Source organism: Pseudomonas sp. KB_15 (assembly GCF_052114525.1).
Classification (GTDB): Bacteria; Pseudomonadota; Gammaproteobacteria; order Pseudomonadales; family Pseudomonadaceae; genus Aquipseudomonas.
Map to the genome: position 1 here is coordinate 13,826 of NZ_JBFREX010000027.1, position 22,126 is coordinate 35,951.

The window sequence follows — 22,126 nt, forward strand, 5'->3', positions numbered from 1 at the left end:
TCCCTGGATTCAAGCTGGAATATTCTTCGCCGCAGCCTCTTGAGCCTTGGCGATTTCCTGGTTGCGCAAGATAAAGCGCTGCAATTTGCCGCTTGGGGTTTTCGGCAATTCGCTGACAAATTCGATTTCACGGGGGTACGAGTGCGCCGCCAGACGCTTGCGCACGTGCTGGCGCAGCTCTTCGGCCAACGCAGGTTCTGCGCGGTATTGCGGGCTGAGCACGACGAAAGCCTTGACCAGTTCGGTGCGCTCGGGATCGGGCTTGCCGACCACGGCAGCCTCGACCACGGCCGGGTGTTCGATCAACGCACTTTCCACGTCGAACGGACCGACCCGGTAGCCGGAGGTGGTAATCACGTCATCACTGCGACCGACGAAGCTGATGCTGCCGTCCGGGTTCCACTCGACGGTGTCGCCACTCAGGTAATAGTTGCCGACGAAGGCCTTGGTCGGCCCGCCTTCATAACCGGCGAACCAGCACATCGGCGATTGGCTGCGGTCGATGGCCAAAATGCCCGGCTGGCCAACGCCAAGTTCCTTGTACTCGTCATCCAGTACCACGATGCGGTGGCCCGGCGAGGCAAAACCGGCGGCGCCCATGTGGATCGGGTGCTCAAGACCGTGGTGGTTGCACAGCACCATGCCCAGTTCGGTCTGCCCGTAATGGTCGTGGATGACCACACCGAGGTTGTCGGCAAACCAGCGGATCACTTCCGGGTTCAGCGGCTCGCCGGCGCTGCTGACGATACGCAGCTTGCCCTTGATGGATCTGGCGAATTCATCGCCACCGGCAATCAACAGACGGTAGGCCGTCGGCGAACCGGTGAGGTTGGTAATCCCGTACTTGTTGATCACCCGGCAGGTGCTTTCGAGGGTGAACGGGCCGTCGTAAAAGGTGATCGGATGACCCATGGACATCGGCCCTGTGACACCGAAATAAATACCATAGGCCCAACCCGGATCGGCGACGTTCCAGAAGGCATCTTCCGGGCGCAGATCCACCGCATCGCGGGTGTAGCTCTGGAACGCAACGATGGCCTTGAGCGGCACCGGCAGTGCTTTCGACGGGCCGGTGGTGCCCGAGGTGAACATCAGCAGGAACGGATCTTCGCCGGTCAGCAGCACTGGCTCGCAGTCAGCGGAATAATTGGCCAGTTCAGCCCAGAAACTGAAGTCGCCACGAACCAGGCCCTGACCTTTGGCGCCGGTGACGGTAACCGTGGTCGGGCAATCGGCGACTTCGGCGAGTTTCGGCCGGTTCACCCCATCGGTGACCACCACTTTGGCGCCCGAGCAGCTCAGACGGTGCTCGATGGCTTTGGGGCCGAATGCGGTAAACAGCGGTTGGTACACGGCACCGATGCGCCAGGTGGCGAAAACGGTGATCAACAATTCGATGTTGCGTGGCAACAGGCCGGCCACCTTGTCGCCTTTCTTCACGCCCTGGGCCAGCAGGAAATTGGCGAAACGCGCAGCCTTGTCCTGCAAATCGGTGAAGGTGTAGGTTGCACTGGCGCCGTCGCGGCCTTCCCAGAACAGCGCGATGCGACCCGGCAAGGCATGCCGGTCACAACATTCGACACAGGCGTTGAGGGCCGTCAAATCGCCTGCGAGTGCGGCATCGACGGTGTGCTGATAATTGAACTGAGAAGTAGCAGACAAGTAATCGCGCATTGCCAGAATCCCTCTGTGTTTTTGTTAGGTTGGGGGAACCGTAAACAACAGGGAAATACTCGCTCTGCTTGGGGTGGCGGGCAATGGTCAAAGCTATCAAGTTGTCTGACTGCTTTGGCCAAAGCCCTCAGGCATCAGGAAGTGAAGCGCACCCCCGGTTTAGCGCGCTCGTCCACGGTCAGCTCGAACACATCCGGGCGAGCGTAGTGCCCGACCACGTCATAGTCGTAGCGGGCGCGCACCAGGTCGTCAGTGTCGATTGAGGCGGTAAGCAAACCGGCGCTGTCGCGCAACGGTCCGGCGAGAATGTCGCCCATGGGACCAACAATCACGCTGCCGCCAGCAATCAACGGCCGATCCGCCGGCCAGTTGGCGATGTCCAGGCCCAAGGCCTGCGGCGATGCCTGGACCTGACAGGCGCTGACCACAAAACAGCGCCCCTCATGGGCAATGTGGCGCATGCTGACTTGCCACATCTCCCGCTCGTCCACGGTCGGCGCGCACCACACCTCCACGCCCTTGGCGTACATCGCGGTGCGCAGCAGCGGCATCATGTTTTCCCAGCACACCACCGCGCCGACGCGCCCGACCTGGCTGTCGATCACGGGCAGCGTCGAACCATCGCCCTTGCCCCAGATCAGCCGCTCGGTGCCCGTGGGCATCAGCTTGCGGTGTTTGGCCACCAGCCCGGCCTGCGGGTCAAAGTACAGCGCGGTGCAGTACAAGGTGCTGCCTGCCCGTTCGATCACGCCGATCACCAGATTGGCCCCCGTGCGTGCGGACAGCACCGCCAGCGCCTCGGTTTCCGCGCCGGGTACGTCGATGGCATTGGCAAAATAGCGCGCAAAGGCTTCGCGCCCTTCCGGCAGCCGATAACCGAGCTGCGTGCCAAAGCCCTCGCCTTTGGGATAACCCCCCAGCAGTGCTTCCGGCATCACCACCAACGCGGCGCCGGATTCGATGATCGCGTTTTCATAAGACAGGATCTGTTCCAGGGTTTCAGCCTTGCCACCGGGCAAGGCGCCGATCTGCAGGGCAGCAACGATTGATTTGGGCATTGCACAGACTCCATTCGCATCAGGTGTTGCTCATTCTCCGGCGCCACGCAATCATCAATAAAGACCGATTCACTGCTGAATGATATGAGCCAAATGAATATCACCGACATCGACCTCAACCTGCTCAAAGTCTTCGAAGCGCTGCACGAGGAGTCCAGCGCCAGCCGTGCCGCCTTGCGTCTGGGTGTGACCCAATCGGCGGTCAGCGCGGCCTTGCGCCGGTTGCGCGAGGTGTATGGCGATCAGCTGTTCGTGCGTACCGGACGAGGCCTGGCCCCCTCACTCAAGGCCAATCAGCTCAAACCGGTGGTCAGCGATGCCTTGAACAAATGCCGGCAGAGCCTGGCGATGGTCGATCCGGCCGCCCGGCAGTACGAAGGACGCTCGGTGACCGTGGGAATGTCGGATGATTTCGAAATAGCCTACGGCCGGCGGCTGATCGAAGAAATCGCCCGTTGCGCGCCGAAACTGCGGCTGATTTTCCGCCAGACCCACAGCCAGATCGTGGCTCAGGCGTTGATGGAACGCAGCATCGACCTGGCGATTACCGCAGGCGGGTTTGCCGAGCGGCTGCTCAGCCGTCAGGTGCTGGGGGAAGGCGGATATCTGTGCCTGGCAGACCCGTCGAGCCTGGTCGAGGGCCAGCAGAGCATCAGTCTTGAAGAGTTTGTGGCCCGCGAACACATTCTGGTGTCGTCCGGCGGTTTTATCGGTATTACCGACGAGGGGTTGGCGGCGCTAGGGTTGAGTCGGCGGGTGTGCGCCTCGACCACGCATTTTGCCGCATTGCCCCATTTGCTCAAGGGCAGTTCGGCCGTGGCGACCATTCCGGCCCATGCCGCCCGAAGCATCGCGGCGCTCAGTGGGCTGGAGCTGCTGCCCTGCCCCTTGGCGTTGCCGCGCTACCCGATCGAACTGGGCTGGCGCACCAGCAACCCGCTCGACCCGGTGGTGTTGAAAGTGCGCGAGGCGATTGTCGCGTGTTTCGCGCAGGAGCTGCCGCAGGCTGCTCCTACTTGGCCGCCATCAGGCGATTGACTTCACTGCGCACCATGTTGGCGAATTCCGGGGGTGACATGCCGTCCAGCTCGGCGCGCACCCATTCAGCCCACTTGCCTTTGCGCTTGGCCCGTTCGCCGAACAACCGCGCGGCCTCGCCCTTGGCTTTGCCCAGGTTGTTTTGCCAGAGTTCGAACAGACGGGATTTCTCGTCTTCAAGCGCGGCGCGCTCGGCGAGGGGTTTGTCGGCCAGATTGAAGCTCATGGGAATTTCCTGCTGCGTAAAATTGGCGACATCTTACACTGTAGGGCGAAATGTCCTGCGCCGGTTTTTCAGCAAGATGGCCTCCCCGGGCAAAATAGCTGCAACTTTTCCGACGACGGCAGACTCCATTGGTCACTGTCCACTTACCTGCAAGGAGTACTTCAATGGCCCGCAATACCGCCGAAGATCAAATCAAGGATCAAGCGTTCAGCGAGCTGCGATCGCTGATCGAAGAGTCGGAAAAGCTGCTGAAAAGCAGTGCTTCACTGGTCGGGGAAGAAGCGGAGACCCTTCGCGGACAAATCGCCCTGAAACTCCAGCAGGCCAGGGATTCGGTGAGCAGCGTACGCGACCGCACCCAGCCCGCGGTCGAGGCCACTGAAACTTACATTGGCGGGCATCCATGGCAAACCGTGGCGATTTCCGCCGGGTTTGGCCTGGTGGTGGGGTTGTTGCTGGGACGTAGATAAAAGCGCAATCCGTCAGCCATGAGCTCCCCTGTGGGAGCGAGCTTGCTCGCGATAGCGGCAGTCCAGTCAACATCTGAGTTGAACAGGCTGACGTCATCGCGAGCAAGCTCGCTCCCACAGGGGAATGCGGCGCATCTAAAGAATCAGTCCCCGGCCAGCTCCCGCAGGTTCGCCAGCGTCCTGGCATCCAGCTCAATGCCACTGACCTGTGACTTCGCACGCTGATGATGACGCCGGTCACCCGGCAAACGCTTCAAGCCAACACCGTGCATTTGCCGCACCAGTTCCTGGCTGCGTTCGGCAAAGCTTTGCCCGGCCGCTTTGCTCGGATCGATCACGATGAGCAATTGGCCGGTCCAGGGGGTCTTGGCGCCGGGGTGGTTCTTCCAGTCGAACTCAAAGGAAAAGTTGCCGCCAGTCAGTGCCGCCGCCAGCAACTCGACCATCATCGACAACGCCGAGCCCTTGTGCCCGCCAAAAGGCAGCAACGCGCCGCCCTCAAGAATCGCTTTCGGGTCTGTGGTCGGCTGACCGAGACTGTCCACGCCCATCCCTGCCGGCAAGCGCTCACCCTCGCGTGCGGCGATTTGCACATCACCATGGGCAATGGCACTGGTGGCCAGGTCGAAAACAATCGGCTCGCCATCAGCCCGTGGTGCAGCGAAGGCAATCGGGTTGGTACCGAACAGCGGCCGGTCGGCGCCGTGGGGCACCACGCAGGTCATGCTGTTGACCACGCTCAACGCCACAAGGCCTTCATAGGCGAAGGGTTCGACATCCGGCCACAAGGCCGCGAAATGGTGCGAGTTACGGATCGCCAGCACAGCAATGCCGGCACTTCGGGCTTTCTGCACCAGTAGTTCACGTGCCGCCGCCAGGGCCGGTTGCGCAAACCCGTTATTGGCATCGACCCGCACAAACCCTGAAGCCACATCTTCGACCACCGGAACGGCCTGGCCATTGACCCAGCCGCTTTGCAGCGTCGAAACATAACCTGGAATCCGGAATACCCCGTGACTGTGCGCGCCGTCGCGCTCGGCACCGGCGCAGTTTTGCGCCAGCACCCTGGCAACGTCGGCCGATGTGCCATGACGCAGAAAAATCTTCTCTAGCAAATCACTCAGTGCTTTGAGTGACAGGTGTGACGAGACCGCAGTAGACGCGTGATCGTGTGGCGCAGACATCTGAAGCTCCAGACTAATTATTGGAGGGAACAACAGCGTACAAAGACCCGCCGATTAACAACGCGCGGCGTGTGACCTGTCAACCTTTCGCTAAGGGTCAATGACGTTTATCCGTATCACGAATGCGCACGTCCCGTGCGTTATCTATTTACCACCTGCGTCGTCCCGCCAACTTTTAGTCTCGATGCTCAATCCACAGGTGCCTTTGTTTGGCACCTTGAACGAGACTCGACGATGTCTACACCTGTAACTCCGCTGTTTTTCCCTGAGGCGCTGACGTTGCGCGGCCTCTGGAGAGAACTGGGCAAAACCCACGGGCTGACGCTAAAGGACTTCGAATGGTTCAGCCATATCGAACTGGCCAGCCAGGCACTGCGCGATCAGCAGACTCCGCCCATGCTCGCGAAAAGAATCCTGCTGAAAATCCCAGGTCTGGAACCTGTGGTGCTGGCCGGCAGTTTTTTGCTGACCGCGACGCCCGATGACAATGGCCTGATCCTCTACACCCCCTACACGGGAATAAAAAAGTTCGCTGACCGTACGGCCCTGACCCTACACCTTGTGACTCAACTCAAGGCGGCCAGCGAAGAAGACGATCTGCTGGCCTTCATGGCGTTGTCTCTGCGCAAGGTTGTAGTGGACGCTGCCGAAATCGGGCTGGGCTTTCAAACCATCGACGGTGACGTGTTCGAGGACCAGCGCAACACCCTCTCCACCCAACAGCAGATCAACGACCAGGCCCTGCTCGACGAACTCAAAGCACTGCCGTCCCTGACATCACTGCTCGATACATGGTTGGGGGAACAGCTGGCTTCGTCTTTCCCCGGCCTGGATCAGCGCCAGACCCGGGTGAATTTCCATGTGGCAAATCTGGCAACAACGCAGGAGAACGATGATGAAAGCCGTCCAGCGCGGCGCTGGATCAACTCCCTGTCCCTGAGTGACGCCGTACTCCTGCACCATCGCCAGCAGCATTGGCCGTCCGGACAGTCCCATGAATTTTCCCATCCGAAAAAGTCCCCCGCAAACGCCGACCAGCCACGCTGGGAAGCCGCGGTCACGACGCTCTCACGCACACTGATCAACCTGTTGGTCAGGCAGCTCGATGGTTTCTGGGCGGCGGCGAGTGCCGATGGTGCATCGCGTCGCGAGTTCTTCGGTCGCGCCATCGCCGCTCAGGCACGGGTGCAACTGCTGCTCAAACGCGAAGCCGGGATCATCAGCCCGGAGCAAAGCCAGGACTTGCACGCGTTGATCACGACGGCCAGCCGGACGAACCAGTCAATGACAGTTGAAACCGTGCGCCTGTGGGAGTACCAGGCCAACTATGTCGAGTTGGCCGGTTCCCTGATGGTCAGCGCCAGTGATGCGTTTCTCTACACGCCCACCGAAGGCCTGCAGGTGCTCAAGGACTATCAGGACTTGTGCGATACCGTGCTGGGCAAGTTCAGCGCGGCCGGTCACGAGGATGAGCTCTATGGCCTGCTGAGCCTGGACGAACGCCAACGCTTCATCGGTTTTGATCGGCCGAATGTGACCGGGGAAGTGATTTCCGGCGCGATCTTCAACAAGCTCTTCGACGCGATCGTCACCAAGCAACTGCAGAACATCGAATATGCCCTGCAGGTGTTCCGTCACAGTGACGGCGCCGTGGACATCCACGCCCTGTTCGACAAGGCGCTGGATATCCGCTCGATGATCGGCGAACGCTTGCTGACGCTGGATGCCGACGGACGCTGGAGCACCCGGCCAGTACTGTCCGGAAATCAGCTTCCCTCCATGGTGCTGGTCGATACGGCGGCAGCTTTCGCCAAGACCTTCAGCGACATCGAAACACTGCTCAGTGCAGACTTTGCAGCACAACCGCTCGCTTCGCTGGCTTTGCAGCGGGTTTATCTGGAAAACATGAAACCCCGCCTGGCCCATGCGCTTTCCGTCGGCATCCGTGGCGAAGCCAGTCTTCGCGGGCTCGGCGCGACACTGCGGGACGCGGACCGGGCCATTGTCGAAACGGTTTTCAACCCGGATCAGGGTAGCCGGCAAAATCGTCGGTCACTCAAGGGCTTCCGGCCCGATGCCTACTCCTTGACCCTGGCGTGCTCCGGCCAGAGAGATGTCCTGCCCCTGGCCCATTGTCTGCTTCTGACCGAGCGTGGCGGGCTCGATCCCTCGCATTCCGGTCGAACGATCCTGTGGACACCCGCCGAGGGCCTGGAAGTGTTTGACACCATCAGTCGTGCACGGCTGGAACTGAACCGCCGCCTGCTCGACCCACGACATCGCCTGGCGCTGCTGGAAAACCTCACCCCGGCCCAGCGCGTCTTTCACCAACGCTACTCACTGGGTCCGCTGCGGCTGATCGAAGGGCCTGTACTGGAGCAGGTCGCGCAATCGTCCATCGAGCATTTTCTGGCTCGCTGCGAACACGTGCGCACCTTCGAACTGAACGACACGAAGCAGAAAAAAGCCCTGAAAGCCCTGACCACGACGGTCTTCAACACCAATCTGCAAAGAGCTACCTCGATTTCCCGGGCGATCAGCCGACAGCAGACCCTGCCCGCCTGGCTTGGCATGGCACCGCTGGTAGACCAGCGACTGCACCTTGAACTGCTGGAGCAATACCGCAACAACGTTGATGAGGACAAAGACTACTTGCACGGGATCAAACCGCTTAAGTCGTATGTGCATGAAACGCTGACGTCGTTGCTCGGCAGGCGCTTCCCCGCAAAAGCGCTGGACCCCGACGACATCGAAATCACCCCCGACCTGACCCTGGCTGGCCCCGCCCGGAGCCTGACTGAGTTCGCCCTGAGCCATGTCAACATTGCGCAAGGCACCGGGTTCAACGTCAGCTCGGCAACCCCTCAAGCACTGCCCGTGGGGTTGGACCAGGCGGTGGTCCGTCAACTGCTACTGTCACTGGGCATTGCGCAGAACTACGCCAGACAGGTCACGGACAGCTTGTCGAATCAAGCGGCTGGCGTCGAAAGCCGGATGTTGCGTTTCGTCAAGCAACTGCCCTGGCAACTGCTGCAACACGCCCACCAACTGAAGCTGCAGCAACGGCTGTCCGATGGAGCTTTCGATTTGCTTGGGCAAGTGCTGGACATACCGGACGCCATCGCCCGGGCGGCCGTGCAGGGTGCGCACGCGATTGCCCGGCCACTGGAACTGATCAAGACTACTGGTAGCACCGCCGTCAAGGCGCTGGGCTTGTATCTGATTGGCCCAGGCAGTGGCAAGGCAGGCCCGCAAATCCTCTATGCCCCTTACCACCCCGGCGGCTCACCGTTTGTCGAGTTCGACAATGAGGCGAGCGTTGTCGCTGCGCTCAACACGCCGGGGCCATTGCAGGACATGTTGATTCGGCGCCTGCCGGACCGTGAGCAAACGGTGTTTCGCAACCTGTTCGAGTCCACCGTCGGCCAGTCGAGCGAAATCACCCTCGCGTCCAACCCCATCGACGGCAACCTGCTCACCCGTTTTTTCCATGACAACACCCAACTGCTGGCGCAGTTGCTCGCCAGCCAGTCGCAGGCTGCCGGTCAGTCGGACTGGGAGGCTGTCAAACACCTGTTCGGCTCGGGCATTGATCGCATTTCAGCCCTGCTGCCGGGCAAACTCGCGTATGGGCAATTTCTTTGGCAGACCTTCAAGGACGCCCAAAATTCGGCTGAAGCTCTGCAGGACCATCACTGGGGGGCGGCATTACGGAACTTTATTGCCGGTGCCGCGCAACTCGTGTCATTGGGCCGGTTATCGTTTGAAGGATGGACCGACACCGCCCAGGCAACCGGTGAGGCGGTTGCTCAACCGGTTGCCAACCCCGTGATTGCACAACCCTGGTCGCAGGTCCGGTCGACAGCCGCGCTGCGTACGCAGCTGCAACCGTTCGAAACCACGGTCGAACTGAAAGCCCTGACGAAAAGCCGCACTGACGGCACCTACCTCGAAGCGGCCAGCCAGAAGACCTTCGCCGCCATTGCCGGCAAGGTGTACGGCGTGAACAAGACCGGGGCGGTTTGGCGAATGGTCAAGGGCGAAGAAGAAGGCCCCGTGTTACTGGCCGCACCTGACAAGCAACTGCTGATCGACCCGGATACCCACACCGTCCACTTCGGCAAAGCCCTTTCGAAAATGCACAATCAGTTTGCCAACGCCCAATTTGCCCGGGATGTGCTGAACATCGAGGCCCGGGGGATGGAAGAAATCCGCGCAAAACATCCCGAAAAAGCCCGGATGATTGTGCAGGCCATCGACATGGCTCGCTATTACGCGTTCAACAGCCTCCACAACATGGTGCAGCTACGCAAACTTCTCCCGGGTACACGGCTGGATACGTTCCTTAAAGGTTTTTTTGGCGTCGGGCAGATCGACCAAGGGCTGCTCGACAAAATCAAACAGGCCATACTTCCCATCTGCAACGCGCTGGTCGATCCCGATGAAGACTGGTTGAACTCGCGACGCTTTATCGTGGGCTCAAACCGGAACCCGCAAGACAACCTCATCGCGTTTGTCCTGGACAAGGATCAACAGCGCAATGTGCACTTCACGGAACGATTCTTCGATCAGCAACTCGATTGGTACAAATCCTGTTTAACCCAGCCCTTCAACGTCGACGGCCACAGTCAGGCCGCCACGCTGATACACGAGTTCGCCCATTTGTTTTCCGAGGCCGTGGACATCGCCACCCTGGAGGCCAGGCGCCCGTTCAGCGATCTGGTCGCGCCGATCACCGCCTATGGCGCCGCCATGAAACAATCACAGCTGGACTTCCAGCGAGAAGCCTTGTCGATGGAAACGCCGCAGGAGGAACTGTTCGCACGCTGGAACAGTGGGCTGCAAACGTGGATCAGCCTGGATTCGATTCCGGGTTCTTATCACGTCGGCAAGGCCATCCTGAAATTAACAGGCAGCAAGACCATGGATAAGGCACGGGAAGCCTTTTTAAACGTGCAGGATCCGAAGTTCCGAACCGATGTCATTTTGCACAATGCCGACTCGATCGCGTTTCTGATCTGCGAAATGGGCCGGCAACTGGACCCGGTGCCCGTCACTTCGCCCCCTGAAACCTGATCCCGACGTAACACCGCACAGATCCCCGGATCTGCGCGGTACAGCGGCGCGTATTTTGATCTTTTTTTCACCCGTCCTATGGATACTGCTACCCGACAACAAGTGCTCCAGAGGCGAGGCGTTGAAAAAGAACTGCACATTGATAGTTAAATGCCATGACTGATGTTCTCGCAGACTTCCCCCACGGTTAGAATGCACGAAATCAGGATGAGCCAATGACCGACCACACGCTCTCGGAAGCCGAATACGACGCCGTCACCGATGCCGCTGCGCATTGGTGCATGCGTCTGCACGCCAATGACTGCACCGAGCAAGAGCGCCAGGCGTTCGAGCAATGGCGAGATGCGCATCCGCTCCACGCCTTCGAGTACGAGGCGATGCTGGAGATCTGGGATGTCGCCGACGACTTGCCCCGTCCCGAGCCGGTCGTGCCGCTGGTTCGCCCCCAACCCGAAAAAGCGTGGCGCCGCCGGGGTATTGCAGCGGCGGTGTGTGCCCTGGCACTGCCCCTGGCCGGTTATGGCGGTTGGCACCTGGGCTGGGTACCGAACGCTTACCAGCATTTCGAAGCGACCGACAATGTTCGTACCGTCACTTTGAACGACGGCAGCCAGGTGGAACTGAACCTGGGCAGCGAGCTGACGTACAGCAACTTCAAGGATCAGCGGCAAGTCACGCTGAAAAAGGGCGAAGCCTTCTTCAGTGTCAGCCATGACACCCGTCACCCGTTTGTGGTCAAGGCCGCCGAAGGCCGGATTCGGGTGACCGGGACCCAATTCAATGTGTGGATGTACGAAGACCAGGTCAAGGTGAGCCTGATCGAGGGTTCGGTACTGGTCAGCAGCAACGACGACCTGCCCGGCGACGGTTTGCGCCTTGACCCGGCAATGCAGGCCAGTTATCGCCACGGCGACTTCATCCCCCGCATCAGCCAGACCTATGACAACGACAGTTCGCTGGCCTGGCGCCAGGGCAAACTGGTGCTCGACGATCTGGCACTCAACGATGCGCTGCCGCTGATCAATCGCTACCTGGACAAACCGTTGATGGTCGCTGACAACGGCGCCGGCTCGATTCACATCGGCGGTATCTACAACATCAAGGAGATCAACGGCCTGGTGAAGTCCCTGCCGCGGGTCCTGCCGGTCTACCTGACCCGCAATCAGAATGGCAACCTGGTGGTCAACGCGATTCCGCAAAAATCCCCTAAAGGCTGAAAAGGCCGCCACCCTTTCGGGAGGCGACCTTCAGTGCTCATGCAAATCTCCACTTCTTTACTGCGCGGGCACCTTTGCATCCTGCTGACTGATCGTTTGTACCTGATAGTTCGGGTCATTTAGGGTTTTACTGCGCGACTGCGCAAGGACTCACGGGTTGATCACACGACGGCGACAAATTTTCTACATTTGAGCCTTCATGATTTGGGGCGCTCATACGTCTAGTCACGTAAGAGCGCCCACTTTTCCTGATCAGGCTCTGAAAAGGAGTTTTGCAATGTACAACTCGCAACTGCCAACGGACGGTAGCAATGCGCCAAAGGGTCCTTCCAAGGGAGTCGACGTATTCGAGCCGCGTACCGATCGCCACGGCAACGAGCGCATCAGAATCCTGCTCAAAAGTTTTGGCCTGCGAACCAGCCTGATCCGCCTGAAAGTCATCGATGCCCTGCTGACCGCCGCCGAAAGCGAGCGCAGCCTGGGTGTGCGTGGCGTACACAGCCAATTGCTGGACCTGGATGTTCCTCTGTCCTTTCTCAGCGTGCGTGAAGTGCTAAAGCGCTTGTGCAGCGAAGGCGTGATTGTCCTCAACCCCGACAAAAGCTACAGCCTGCATCCACAGGCTGCTGCCATCCTGCGCAACCAATGATCGAATGATCAGGGCTTGACCTTGCGGCGCATTACACCATTGACGACCACCACGATCACCGCCACGCCGATGGCGATGTACTGGAACATTTTTTCGCTGATGACGCCGGTGTTCTGCAACCAGGAAAGGCCAAACATGATCCCCAGCACAATCAGGGAGATCAGAATCGAGTATTTCAAACGTTGCGACTGAGTCATTGCGGGTTCCTGAATCTGAAAATGTATCCGGTTTGTATCGATACGCATGCCAAGCGCTCACCCTGTTTCGGGGATAAGCCGCTACAAGCGGGGTCTCATGTTACAGCCGATGAAGAGTTTTAGCTTCATTGCGGCGATAACCATGGCGGACCGGGTTACTACCAGCACCGTTGATAGCTGCTCAACGTCCTGAATCCTTTCTGTAAAAGTCATTGCCGGGCCGGGCACACAGCTCAACCAGCCAATCGACAAATACACGCACCCGCCGGGACAACTGGCGGTGCGGCGGATAAAGCGCCGACATTGGCATGCCCGGTGGCGGCACCTCCCTCAGCACTTCACACAAACTCCCTTCCTCCAGTTGCCGGGCGACGTGATAGTACGGCGTCTGCACCAGACCATATCCCGCCTCGCACGCCGCCAGATAGCCATCGGCACTGTTGACCGCCACCTGCTTGGGCAGGTCGACCGGGCGCACCTGGCCATCCACGACAAACTCCAGCCCATAGCGTTTTGCGCTGCTGCTGGAGAAATACTCGACGACCTGATGCCCGCGCAGGTCATCCAGGGTCGTTGGCGTTCCATGTCGCTGCAGATAGTCGGGGCTGGCACAGGTCACCTGATCCATCATCACCAGCGGCCGCGCCACCAGCGAATCGTCCAGCGCAGCGCCACCGCGCAACACACAATCGACACCTTCGCGAATCAGGTCCACCGGCCGGTCATTCAAGCCGATTTCCAGCTCGATCAACGGATAGCGGGCGGTGAATTGCGGCAGCGCCGGAATCACCACCAGGCGCCCTACTCCCGCCGGCATGTCCACGCGCAGCAGCCCCTTGGGATTGTGGCGTGCAGCACTGAACACCGCTTCGGTCTCCTCCAGATCCGCCAGCAAGCGCACGCAACGCGGGTAATAGGCCGCACCGTCGAGCGTCAGGCTGATCTGCCGCGTAGTGCGTTGCAGCAGTTGCACCCCCAGATGCGCCTCCAGTTGCTTTATCAAAATGGTCACCGAAGCCCGGGGCAATTGCAGGCTGTCGGCCGCCCTGGCAAAGCCACCGAGCTCGACGATTCGGGTAAAGACGCGCATGGCGTTGAAACGGTCCATTACTGGCTCCACCGACTGATTGTTTAGAATTAACGAATAGTGATAGCTGTTTTAGCCGGTTTATCTTGTTTCTGTCGAGGTGAACAATGGCGATTCACTTCACAAGGAGCTGATTTCATGCACACACGTCAATTGGGAAAGAACGGTCCACAGGTGTCGGCCATCGGCCTGGGCTGCATGGGCATGACCGACTTCTACACCACCGGCACCGACGCCCGCGAAGCCACGGCCACCCTGCATCGCGCCCTTGAGCTGGGCGTCACCCTGCTCGATACCGCCGATATGTACGGCCCGCACACCAATGAAGAGCTGATCGGCAAGGCCATTGCCGGCAAGCGCGATCAGGTGTTCCTGGCCAGCAAGTTCGGGATCGTTCGCGACCCGGCCAACCCCACCGCCCGAGGCGTCAACGGTCGACCGGAATACATTCGCCAGTCCATCGACGGCAGCCTGAAGCGCCTGGGCGTGGACACCCTCGACCTGTACTACCAACACCGAATCGACCCGCAGGTGGCCATCGAGGAAACCGTCGGCGCGATGGCCGAACTGGTCAGTGCCGGCAAGGTGCGTTATCTGGGATTGAGCGAAGCCTCGGCGGCGACCCTGGAGCGAGCGCACAAGGTTCATCCGATCAGTGCGCTGCAAAGCGAGTATTCGTTGTGGAGCCGTGATCAGGAAGAAAACGGTTGCCTGGCAGCCTGCCAGCGCCTGGGCGTCGCCTTTGTTCCTTATAGCCCGTTGGGCCGAGGGTTTCTGACCGGCGCATTGAAAAGTCCGGATGATTTTGCGGCAGACGATTACCGCCGTTTCAGCCCGCGCTTCCAGGGCGAAAACTTCGCGAAAAACCTGCTGCTGGTGCAACAGGTACAAGCGCTGGCGGCAGAGAAAGGCGTGACGGCGGGCCAACTGGCGCTGGCGTGGGTGCTGGCTCAGGGCGACTACCTGATACCGATTCCGGGCACCAAGCAACGCAAGTACCTGGAAGAAAACGTGGCCGCACTGCAGGTGACGTTGAGCGCCGAAGAGCTGCACGCGCTGGAGGCGGTCTTTGGGGCGAATGCCACCGCTGGCCTGCGTTATCCGGAAGAGGTCATGAAGCTGCTCGACCGATAAGCGCCACCCTTGAGCGTCGCCGGCGGCGCTCAAGGTCCGACCTGACAATTTTGTAATGCATCCCTCATCTACCTGTCAGCGTTGATCTACGATGATCAAGCTGCCGAGCTTTGTAGTACTTCGAAACACTCCATGAATACCTGACCCGGAAAAATGGTCAGAATGCGTTTTTTTTGCCCGTTAGCCGAGACGAATCCCATGCGAAACCCACTGCGTCTGATCGCCCTGAGCGCCCTGTTCATTTCCTCCCTGGCCCAGGCTGCCGACCTCATTGCGATCGAGGTTCATCGCGACGCCAATTGTGGTTGCTGCAAAAAATGGATCAGCCATCTTGAAGCCAATGGCTTCAAGGTCGAAGACCACGTCGAAGCCGACATGAGTGAGTTCAAGCAACGGCACGGCGTGCCGCCGCGTCTGGCTTCGTGCCACACCGCGCTGATCAACGGCAAATTCGTTGAAGGTCATGTCCCGGCCGACCAGGTCCTGGCCTTGAGCAAGCGCAATGATCTGCTGGGCGTCGCTGCGCCCGGCATGCCCATGGGTTCGCCCGGCATGGAGATGGACGGCATGAGCGATGCCTATCAGGTCATCGGTCTGAAAAAGGACGGCACTGACGTGGTGGTTGCGGACTACCCCGCCCATTGATGTCCGGCGCGTACTTCGGGCTGTTTTTCGCGGCATTCGGTGCCGCCACGCTGCTGCCGTTGCAATCCGAAGCCGTGCTGGTCGGACTGCTGCTCAGTGATCGGTATGGGCTCTGGGCGCTGTTGGCGGTGGCAACGTTCGGCAACGTTCTGGGGTCGCTGCTTAACTGGTGGTTGGGGCGTGGGATCGAGCGGTACCGCGACCGACGCTGGTTTCCGGTGAGCCCCCGGCACCTGGAAAAAGCCCGGCTGCACTACCAACGCTACGGCCATTGGTCATTGCTGCTCAGTTGGCTGCCGGTGATCGGCGATCCGCTGACACTGGTCGCCGGGGTCATGCGCGAGCCATTGGGGCGCTTCCTGCTGATCGTCACCCTGGCCAAAGGCGCGCGCTATGGCGTACTGGCCGTGGCGACGCTGGGCTGGGTGGGTTGAACCATCGAGGGCGGCGATTGCCTAGTGCCAGTCAGTTAAGCGGTGATGCGATCTGTAGCAGCTGCCGAGCCCGCGAGGCTGCGTTCGGCTGCGAAGCAGTCGTAAAATCAGTCATTGCGGTACGTCAGGCAGACCGCGTCAGCTGGACTCACGACTGCCATGCAGCCGAACGCAGCCTCGCGGGCTCGGCAGCTGCTACAAAGGGTGTCGCGGCTGAAATTGCTTAACCGACTGGCATTAGCGGCGATTGCCTGTGTTTAACGTCGCCCTAATCGACTCGATCCAGCATCGGCGGACTTTCTATGGAGTTCTCCCATGTCACGCACTTTCCCCCGCTGGTTGCCCGGCCTGTTGTTGACCACCGCCCTGCCCGTCATCGCCCACGCCGAAGGACCGGCGTACGGCCCTGAACTGCAAGGATTCGACTATCCATACACACTCAAGCACTTCGCCTTCGAATCCCAGGGCCAAGCCCTGCAAATGGGTTACATGGACGTCGCTGCCCATGGCAAGGCCAACGGTCGCAGCGTGGTGCTGATGCATGGCAAGAACTTCTGCGGCGCCACCTGGGACGGCTCGATCAAAGCCCTCAGCGACGCCGGTTACCGGGTCATCGCCCCGGACCAGATCGGTTTCTGCACTTCAAGCAAACCGGCGCACTATCAGTACACATTCCAGCAACTGGCGACGAACACCCAGCAATTGCTCAAGGCATTGGGCATTCAGAAAGCCACCCTGCTGGGGCACTCCACCGGCGGCATGCTCGCCACCCGCTATGCCTTGCAATACCCCGAACAGGTCGAGCAACTGGCACTGGTCAACCCCATCGGCCTGGAAGACTGGAAAGCCCTCGGTGTGCCCTATCGCACGGTTGATCAATGGTACGAACGCGAACTCAAACTCAGCGCCGACGGTATCCGCAACTACGAACGCACCACCTATTACGGCGGCCGCTGGAAACCCGAATTCGATCGCTGGGTCGACATGCTCGCCGGCCTGAACAAGGGCCCGGGGCATACGCAAGTCGCGTGGAACTCGGCGCTGATCTACGACATGATCTTCACTCAACCGGTGTACTACGAATTCAAAGACCTGAAAGTACCGACCCTGCTGTTGATCGGTACATCCGACACCACCGCCATCGGCAGTGACATCGCCTCTCCCGAGGTCAAGGCGAAGATCGGTCACTACGACGTCCTCGGCAAACAAGTCGCCAGGCTGATTCCCCAGTCCACGCTGGTCGAATTCCCTGGCATGGGCCACGCGCCACAGATGGAAGAACCGGAAGAATTCCACCAGGCTTTGCTTGCCTGGCTGAACAAGACCCACCCCGTGCGTTGAAGAGGAAAGGCTGATGCCGGTGCAGATTGCAGTGATCGATGATTGGCAGGATGTGGCGCGGGATGTAGTGGACTGGTCGGCACTGGACAGCGTCGGCCAGGTGAGTTTTCTCCATGACTACCCCGCCGACAACCCGTCCCTGGCCGCGCGCCTGGCCGGGTTTGAGGTGATCTGCGTGATGCGCGAGCGCACCCGTTTCGACGAAGACCTGCTGCGCCGCCTGCCAAAACTCAAACTGTTGGTGACCGGCGGCATGCGCAACGCGGCCCTGGACCTGAAAGCCGCCACCGCGCTGGGTATTCAGGTCTGCGGCACCGACAGCTACAAACACGCCGCGCCGGAGCTGACCTGGGCGCTGATCATGGCCGCGACCCGTAACCTGGTGGTCGAAGCCAATGCCTTGCGTGCCGGCCAGTGGCAACAAGGCCTGGGCGGCGACTTGCATGGCAAGACGCTGGCCATCCTGGGTCTGGGCAGCATCGGCCAGAAAGTCGCGCAGTTCGGTCAGGTGTTCGGCATGCGCGTCATCGCCTGGAGTGAAAACCTCACGGCCGAACGTGCGGCGCAGGCCGGTGTGACCTATGTCAGCAAGCAGCAACTGTTCGAACAGGCCGACGTGCTGTCGGTGCACCTGGTGCTCAGCGAGCGCAGTCGGGGCCTGGTGGACGCACAGGCCCTTGGCTGGATGAAGCCCACGGCTTTACTGGTGAACACCGCGCGCGGACCGATCGTCGATGAAACGGCGCTGATCAAGGCGCTGCAGAAACAACGGCTGGCCGGTGCCGCCCTGGACGTCTTCGAACATGAGCCGCTGCACGCCTACCATCCGCTCCGGACCCTGGACAATGTGCTGGCAACCCCCCATGTCGGGTACGTGAGCCAACAGAACTACCAGCTGTTTTTCTCGCAAATGATCGAGGGCATACAGGCTTGGGCGGCAGGGGCTCCAATTCGTCTGCTGGGTTGATACCGCGTCATCATGCTTCGTCGGAACGCCGCCCAGATCTTGTATTCGACGAAATTCCCATGTGGGAGCGAGCCTGCTCGCGATAGCGGTGTATCAGTCGACATCAAAGTTGAATGACACTCCGCATCGCGAGCAGGCTCGCTCCCACAGGGATCTTCAGCGCACACAAAGCTGTGTAAGGCACAAAACCGATATGAGCTTTCCTTGAAAACACCGCCAGAACGTAATGAATAATTGTTCAGGCTGCGGTGTTCTCAAGACATCAACCATGAACATGAGATTGTCGGGGCAGTCAGGCCCCTTCAATTGTTCAAGCCGTTGACTGTCTCAACCATGCGCTGCATCTGGCAGGGCGCGACCTGAACCGAACCCCATGAACCTATGGAGCAAAGCCCATGAATATTCGTTTTGCCGTTCTGATGACCCCGCTGTTGCTGACCGTTGCGTTATCCGGGTCCCTCGCCCTTGCCAATGGTGGTGGCGGCGGTGACGACATGCCCACCAGACCCAGCTGCCCGAAAGGTCAGGTACTGGATACCAGATCGCATCGCTGCGTCAGGCAGACCAGCAACCTGTTGCCGGACGAAGACCGCACCAACTATGCCTATCAACTGGCCAAGGTCGGGCGTTATGAGGAAGCCCTGGCGCTGCTCGACACGCTGAAACAGCCAAATACGGCAAAAGCGCTGAACTATCGCGGCTACGCAACGCGTAAACTGGGGCGCACCGACGAAGGCATCGGCTATTACCTGCAATCGGTGAAACTCGACCCGCAGTACGCGCAAGTCCGCGAATACCTCGGTGAGGCCTATGTGGTCAAAGGCCGGCTGGATCTCGCGCAGGAGCAACTGCAGCAGATCAAATCCATCTGCGGCAACACCCAGTGCGAGGAGTACCAGGACCTGGCCGAAGCCATCAACGGTTCATCAAAAACCTGACAACCCGAGCGGACGGAGGTCGCCATCGCCAGCGATCAGGCAATACGAACGGAACTGAACCAGCATCTGGCGCGTTTATGGCGCTACGGCCTGTTGCTGTCCCGGCAACGGCATGTCGCCGATGACCTGGTGCAGGCCACCTGCGTGCGAGCGCTGGAACGGGCCGGGCAATACGTGCCGGGGACGCGCATGGACCGCTGGCTGCTGAGCATTCTGCATTCGATCTGGCTCAACGAAGTCCGCGCCCGGCGGGTGCGTCAGGGTCAGGGCTGCGTGGACGCCGATGAGGCCTTGTCGTTCGATGGTGAATCCGTGGCGCAGACCCACGTATTGGCAGCGCAGGTCATCCGCCGCGTCGATGCGTTGCCCGAGACCCAGCGCGAAACGGTGTTTCTCGCCTACGTCGAAGGCTTGTCCTACCGCGAAGTCGCCGAAGTGCTGCAAGTGCCCATCGGCACGGTAATGAGTCGCCTGGCCGCCGCACGAGCAAAACTGGCCGAATATCCGCCGTTGCACGCGGTGCCCACCCCCTACCGAGGAGAACATTGATGAACGCGATACCCTCGGACGAACAACTGGTGGCTTACCTCGACAATCAACTCGATACCGAGCAGCGCTCGCGCATCGACGCGGCCATCATTGCCGATCCGATGCTCGGCCTGCGCCTGCAATGGCTGAATCGCAGCAGCCTGCCGTTCAAGGACGCCTACGATGAACTGGCCCGACAGGCACCAGTGGATCGCCTGCAAGGCATGCTCGCCACGCTGCCCTCACCCGCCCGCCCCGGCCTTAGTCGACGCTGGTTCCTTGCCGCAGCGGCCGGGTTGTTGGCTGGCGGCGTGCTGGCGGACCGTTTATTCCTCGGCTGGCAAGCGAGTCGGCAGACACACAACTGGCGCGGCCTGGTGGCCGATTACATGGCACTCTACGTGCCGGAAACCCTGGATCATTTACCCAGTGATGAAGCCGCGCAACGGGCACAACTGCGGACCATCGATGCGCGCCTGGGCCTCGACCTCGCTCCGGCAAAACTGAGCCTGCCCCGTGCCGAGTTCAAGCGTGCGCAAATCCTCGAGTACGACGGCGCCCCCATCGCCCAGATCACCTACCTCGACCCGGCCCACGGCCCCATGGCGCTGTGCGTCACCCGCTCCAACAGCGGCAGCCGTCATTTCGCCCGGGAACAGCGGCGCGAGCTGAATATCGTGTACTGGGCCGATATGGAACACGCCTGGATGCTGATCGGGCATCAGCCGATGGCGGATCTGGAGGAGATGGCCAGGCTGTTGCGCACACGCTTGAGTGTCTGATTCTGTGTAGCAGCTGCCGAGCCTGCGAGGCTGCGTTCGAGGACGCAGTCCTCGCAGCCCCTGAGAGTGCGGTTTACCTGAGTCTACGACTGCCTCGCAGGCTCGACAGCTGCTACGGATTTGATTTGCCAGACACGGGGTCAATGAAGCGCTGAAGTACGTGAGAGTTAACCGCAGATTCAAACCAACGTCGGCAACCACAAGCGAAACCGCGCCCCGCCCAGCGGTGAGGCTTGCACCGTCAGCGTGCCGCCCTGGGCCTCCAGTGCGCGGCGGCTGATTGCCAGTCCCAGACCGAAGCCGCCCGTGGCGCGGTCACGACTGCGGTCGAGGCGGTAGAACGGTTCGAAGATCCGCTCGCGCTCGTCATCCGGAATGCCGATGCCGTCATCGTCGACCCAGATTTCACAGCCGCCGGCATAGACCTGCACACCGATCTGAATACGCTTTTCGCAGTAGCGCATGGCGTTGCGCAGCAGGTTTTGCAGGGCGCGGGCGGTCAGGCGCGGGTCCAGGCTGAAGCGTTCGAACTGGCCGTGGAGCAATACGTCAATGACGATGTCCGGGGATTGTTCGTCGTCGATGCTGCCCAGAATGCTGTCGATGAATTCGTCAAGCGACACCTCGACTTGCTCCGGAACCCGCGCCGGGTTTTGCAGGCGGCTGTAGGACAGCAGTTCCAGCACCAGTTCATCGAGCTCACGGATGTGATCGACCAGCCCTTGCAGGCGTTCGCGGCTGGTGGCCGGCAAGTCGTCGGACAGGGCCAGCGCCAGGCCAAAATCCAGCCGTGTCAGCGGTGTGCGCAGTTCATGGGAGACTGCGTTGAGCAGATCGCGCTGCTGGTTCAACAGGTTCTCGATGTCGCCGGCCATGGTGTCGAAGACGTTGGCCAGACTGCCGATGTTGGAACTCGGGGCAATCTGCGTGCGCTCGCTCAAGTGGCCCTTGCCGAAGCGTTCCGCCGCGCTTTTCAGGCGTTCCAGGTCGCGCCAGTGCGGGCGCAACCACAGCAGCAGGCACGCGAGCATGGTCGCGCCGATCAGCACGTTGATGCTCCAGTACAACAGGCTGACGTCCATCGGGTCCGGCGGCACGACCATTTGCACCACGCTGCGCTCGTTCAGTGGTGCCACTGCCAAAGTGCGCCAGCCCCAGTCGCCGATCCGCACCACGTTTTCGCCGCGCTGCAATCGCTGCTGCTCATCAAGGGAAAAATCCGCATCGTCGTTGCCGCTAAGGACGATGTGCAGCGGATGAAACTCCTTGTCCATGTCTGCGGCCAAGGCCGGCCATTGTTCGGTCGGCACGGCCTTGAACTGTTTGACGATCAGGGTTTGCAAGCCTCGGGAGTAATCGAGGTTGTAGGTAGTGAAGCGCTCATGAAAGACCTTGATCACCAGATCCGGCACCAGATAAATCGCCGCGCTGAACGAGACGATGGTCACCAGGTACAAACGAAAGAGGATTCTGAACATCGG

20 protein-coding genes are annotated in these 22,126 nt (G+C 60.4%); 13 read left to right on the forward strand and 7 right to left on the reverse strand.

Features of this window, described 5'->3' with window-relative positions; all coding sequences use genetic code 11:
- Positions 1 to 9: 9 nt before the first annotated feature.
- Complete coding sequence (locus tag AB4Z35_RS19885; protein ID WP_442098865.1) at positions 10 to 1,674, reverse strand: AMP-binding protein; 1,665 nt, start codon at positions 1,672 to 1,674, stop codon at positions 10 to 12.
- 134 nt (positions 1,675 to 1,808) lie between these two features.
- Positions 1,809 to 2,732 carry a carbon-nitrogen hydrolase family protein gene (locus AB4Z35_RS19890; RefSeq protein ID WP_442098866.1) on the reverse strand — a complete coding sequence of 308 codons (924 nt, stop codon included), beginning with the start codon at positions 2,730 to 2,732 and terminating at the stop codon, positions 1,809 to 1,811.
- 84 nt (positions 2,733 to 2,816) lie between these two features.
- Between AB4Z35_RS19890 and AB4Z35_RS19895 the strand changes: the two genes are divergently transcribed.
- The gene (locus AB4Z35_RS19895; protein ID WP_442098868.1) at positions 2,817 to 3,770 is read left to right on the forward strand and encodes a LysR family transcriptional regulator; all 954 of its coding nucleotides are present in this window, start codon (positions 2,817 to 2,819) and stop codon (positions 3,768 to 3,770) included.
- Here AB4Z35_RS19895 and AB4Z35_RS19900 read toward each other — a convergent pair.
- The gene (locus AB4Z35_RS19900) at positions 3,745 to 3,996 is read right to left on the reverse strand and encodes a hypothetical protein (RefSeq protein ID WP_007983592.1); all 252 of its coding nucleotides are present in this window, start codon (positions 3,994 to 3,996) and stop codon (positions 3,745 to 3,747) included. The genes AB4Z35_RS19895 and AB4Z35_RS19900 overlap by 26 nt on opposite strands.
- 164 nt (positions 3,997 to 4,160) lie before the next feature.
- Here AB4Z35_RS19900 and AB4Z35_RS19905 point away from each other — a divergent pair, with 164 nt between their 5' ends.
- Positions 4,161 to 4,466: a DUF883 family protein gene (locus AB4Z35_RS19905; protein ID WP_442098871.1), complete on the forward strand. Its 306-nt coding sequence runs from the start codon at positions 4,161 to 4,163 to the stop codon at positions 4,464 to 4,466.
- 143 nt (positions 4,467 to 4,609) lie between these two features.
- Here AB4Z35_RS19905 and AB4Z35_RS19910 read toward each other — a convergent pair whose 3' ends face one another.
- Positions 4,610 to 5,650, reverse strand: a complete 1,041-nt coding sequence (locus tag AB4Z35_RS19910) for an Ldh family oxidoreductase (protein WP_442098873.1) — start codon at positions 5,648 to 5,650, stop codon at positions 4,610 to 4,612.
- A gap of 234 nt (positions 5,651 to 5,884) precedes the next feature.
- Here AB4Z35_RS19910 and AB4Z35_RS19915 point away from each other — a divergent pair, with 234 nt between their 5' ends.
- From AB4Z35_RS19915 to AB4Z35_RS19925, 3 genes are all read left to right on the forward strand, one after another.
- Positions 5,885 to 10,726 carry a hypothetical protein gene (locus AB4Z35_RS19915; protein WP_442098875.1) on the forward strand — a complete coding sequence of 1,614 codons (4,842 nt, stop codon included), beginning with the start codon at positions 5,885 to 5,887 and terminating at the stop codon, positions 10,724 to 10,726.
- Between the two features lie 215 nt (positions 10,727 to 10,941).
- On the forward strand, positions 10,942 to 11,943 hold the full coding sequence (locus AB4Z35_RS19920) for a FecR family protein (RefSeq protein WP_442098877.1): 1,002 nt from the start codon (positions 10,942 to 10,944) through the stop codon (positions 11,941 to 11,943).
- 277 nt (positions 11,944 to 12,220) lie between these two features.
- Positions 12,221 to 12,592, forward strand: coding sequence for a fe2+ zn2+ uptake regulation protein (locus AB4Z35_RS19925; RefSeq protein WP_442098879.1), 372 nt, complete (start codon positions 12,221 to 12,223; stop codon positions 12,590 to 12,592).
- An 8-nt stretch (positions 12,593 to 12,600) separates the two neighbouring features.
- Here AB4Z35_RS19925 and AB4Z35_RS19930 read toward each other — a convergent pair whose 3' ends face one another.
- Positions 12,601 to 12,789, reverse strand: a complete 189-nt coding sequence (locus tag AB4Z35_RS19930) for a hypothetical protein (protein WP_442098881.1) — start codon at positions 12,787 to 12,789, stop codon at positions 12,601 to 12,603.
- 181 nt (positions 12,790 to 12,970) lie between these two features.
- A complete protein-coding gene (locus AB4Z35_RS19935; protein WP_442098883.1) occupies positions 12,971 to 13,897 on the reverse strand; it encodes a LysR family transcriptional regulator in 927 nt (308 codons plus the stop codon).
- Positions 13,898 to 14,014: 117 nt separating this feature from the next.
- On the opposite strand from AB4Z35_RS19935, the gene AB4Z35_RS19940 reads away from it, so the two are divergent.
- The 8 genes from AB4Z35_RS19940 (at position 14,015) to AB4Z35_RS19975 (ending at position 20,645) form a co-directional block, all read left to right on the forward strand.
- Positions 14,015 to 15,010, forward strand: coding sequence for an aldo/keto reductase (locus AB4Z35_RS19940; RefSeq protein WP_442098885.1), 996 nt, complete (start codon positions 14,015 to 14,017; stop codon positions 15,008 to 15,010).
- A 198-nt stretch (positions 15,011 to 15,208) separates the two neighbouring features.
- A complete protein-coding gene (locus AB4Z35_RS19945; protein WP_108228253.1) occupies positions 15,209 to 15,655 on the forward strand; it encodes a DUF411 domain-containing protein in 447 nt (148 codons plus the stop codon).
- Positions 15,655 to 16,089, forward strand: coding sequence for a YqaA family protein (locus AB4Z35_RS19950; protein WP_442098887.1), 435 nt, complete (start codon positions 15,655 to 15,657; stop codon positions 16,087 to 16,089). Before AB4Z35_RS19945 ends, AB4Z35_RS19950 begins: the two co-directional genes overlap by 1 nt.
- 315 nt (positions 16,090 to 16,404) lie before the next feature.
- Positions 16,405 to 17,430, forward strand: coding sequence for an alpha/beta fold hydrolase (locus tag AB4Z35_RS19955; RefSeq protein WP_442098889.1), 1,026 nt, complete (start codon positions 16,405 to 16,407; stop codon positions 17,428 to 17,430).
- A 13-nt stretch (positions 17,431 to 17,443) separates the two neighbouring features.
- Complete coding sequence (locus tag AB4Z35_RS19960; protein ID WP_442098891.1) at positions 17,444 to 18,397, forward strand: D-2-hydroxyacid dehydrogenase family protein; 954 nt, start codon at positions 17,444 to 17,446, stop codon at positions 18,395 to 18,397.
- Between the two features lie 395 nt (positions 18,398 to 18,792).
- Positions 18,793 to 19,335 (forward strand): tetratricopeptide repeat protein, encoded by a 543-nt coding sequence (locus AB4Z35_RS19965; RefSeq protein WP_442098893.1) that lies wholly within the window; start codon positions 18,793 to 18,795, stop codon positions 19,333 to 19,335.
- A gap of 66 nt (positions 19,336 to 19,401) precedes the next feature.
- Positions 19,402 to 19,884 (forward strand): RNA polymerase sigma factor, encoded by a 483-nt coding sequence (locus tag AB4Z35_RS19970; protein WP_442098958.1) that lies wholly within the window; start codon positions 19,402 to 19,404, stop codon positions 19,882 to 19,884.
- A complete protein-coding gene (locus AB4Z35_RS19975) occupies positions 19,884 to 20,645 on the forward strand; it encodes a transcriptional regulator (RefSeq protein ID WP_442098895.1) in 762 nt (253 codons plus the stop codon). The genes AB4Z35_RS19970 and AB4Z35_RS19975 overlap by 1 nt, the downstream gene beginning before the upstream one ends.
- Before the next feature lie 179 nt (positions 20,646 to 20,824).
- Here AB4Z35_RS19975 and AB4Z35_RS19980 read toward each other — a convergent pair whose 3' ends face one another.
- Positions 20,825 to 22,123, reverse strand: coding sequence for an ATP-binding protein (locus AB4Z35_RS19980; RefSeq protein ID WP_442098897.1), 1,299 nt, complete (start codon positions 22,121 to 22,123; stop codon positions 20,825 to 20,827).
- Positions 22,124 to 22,126 lie beyond the last annotated feature (3 nt).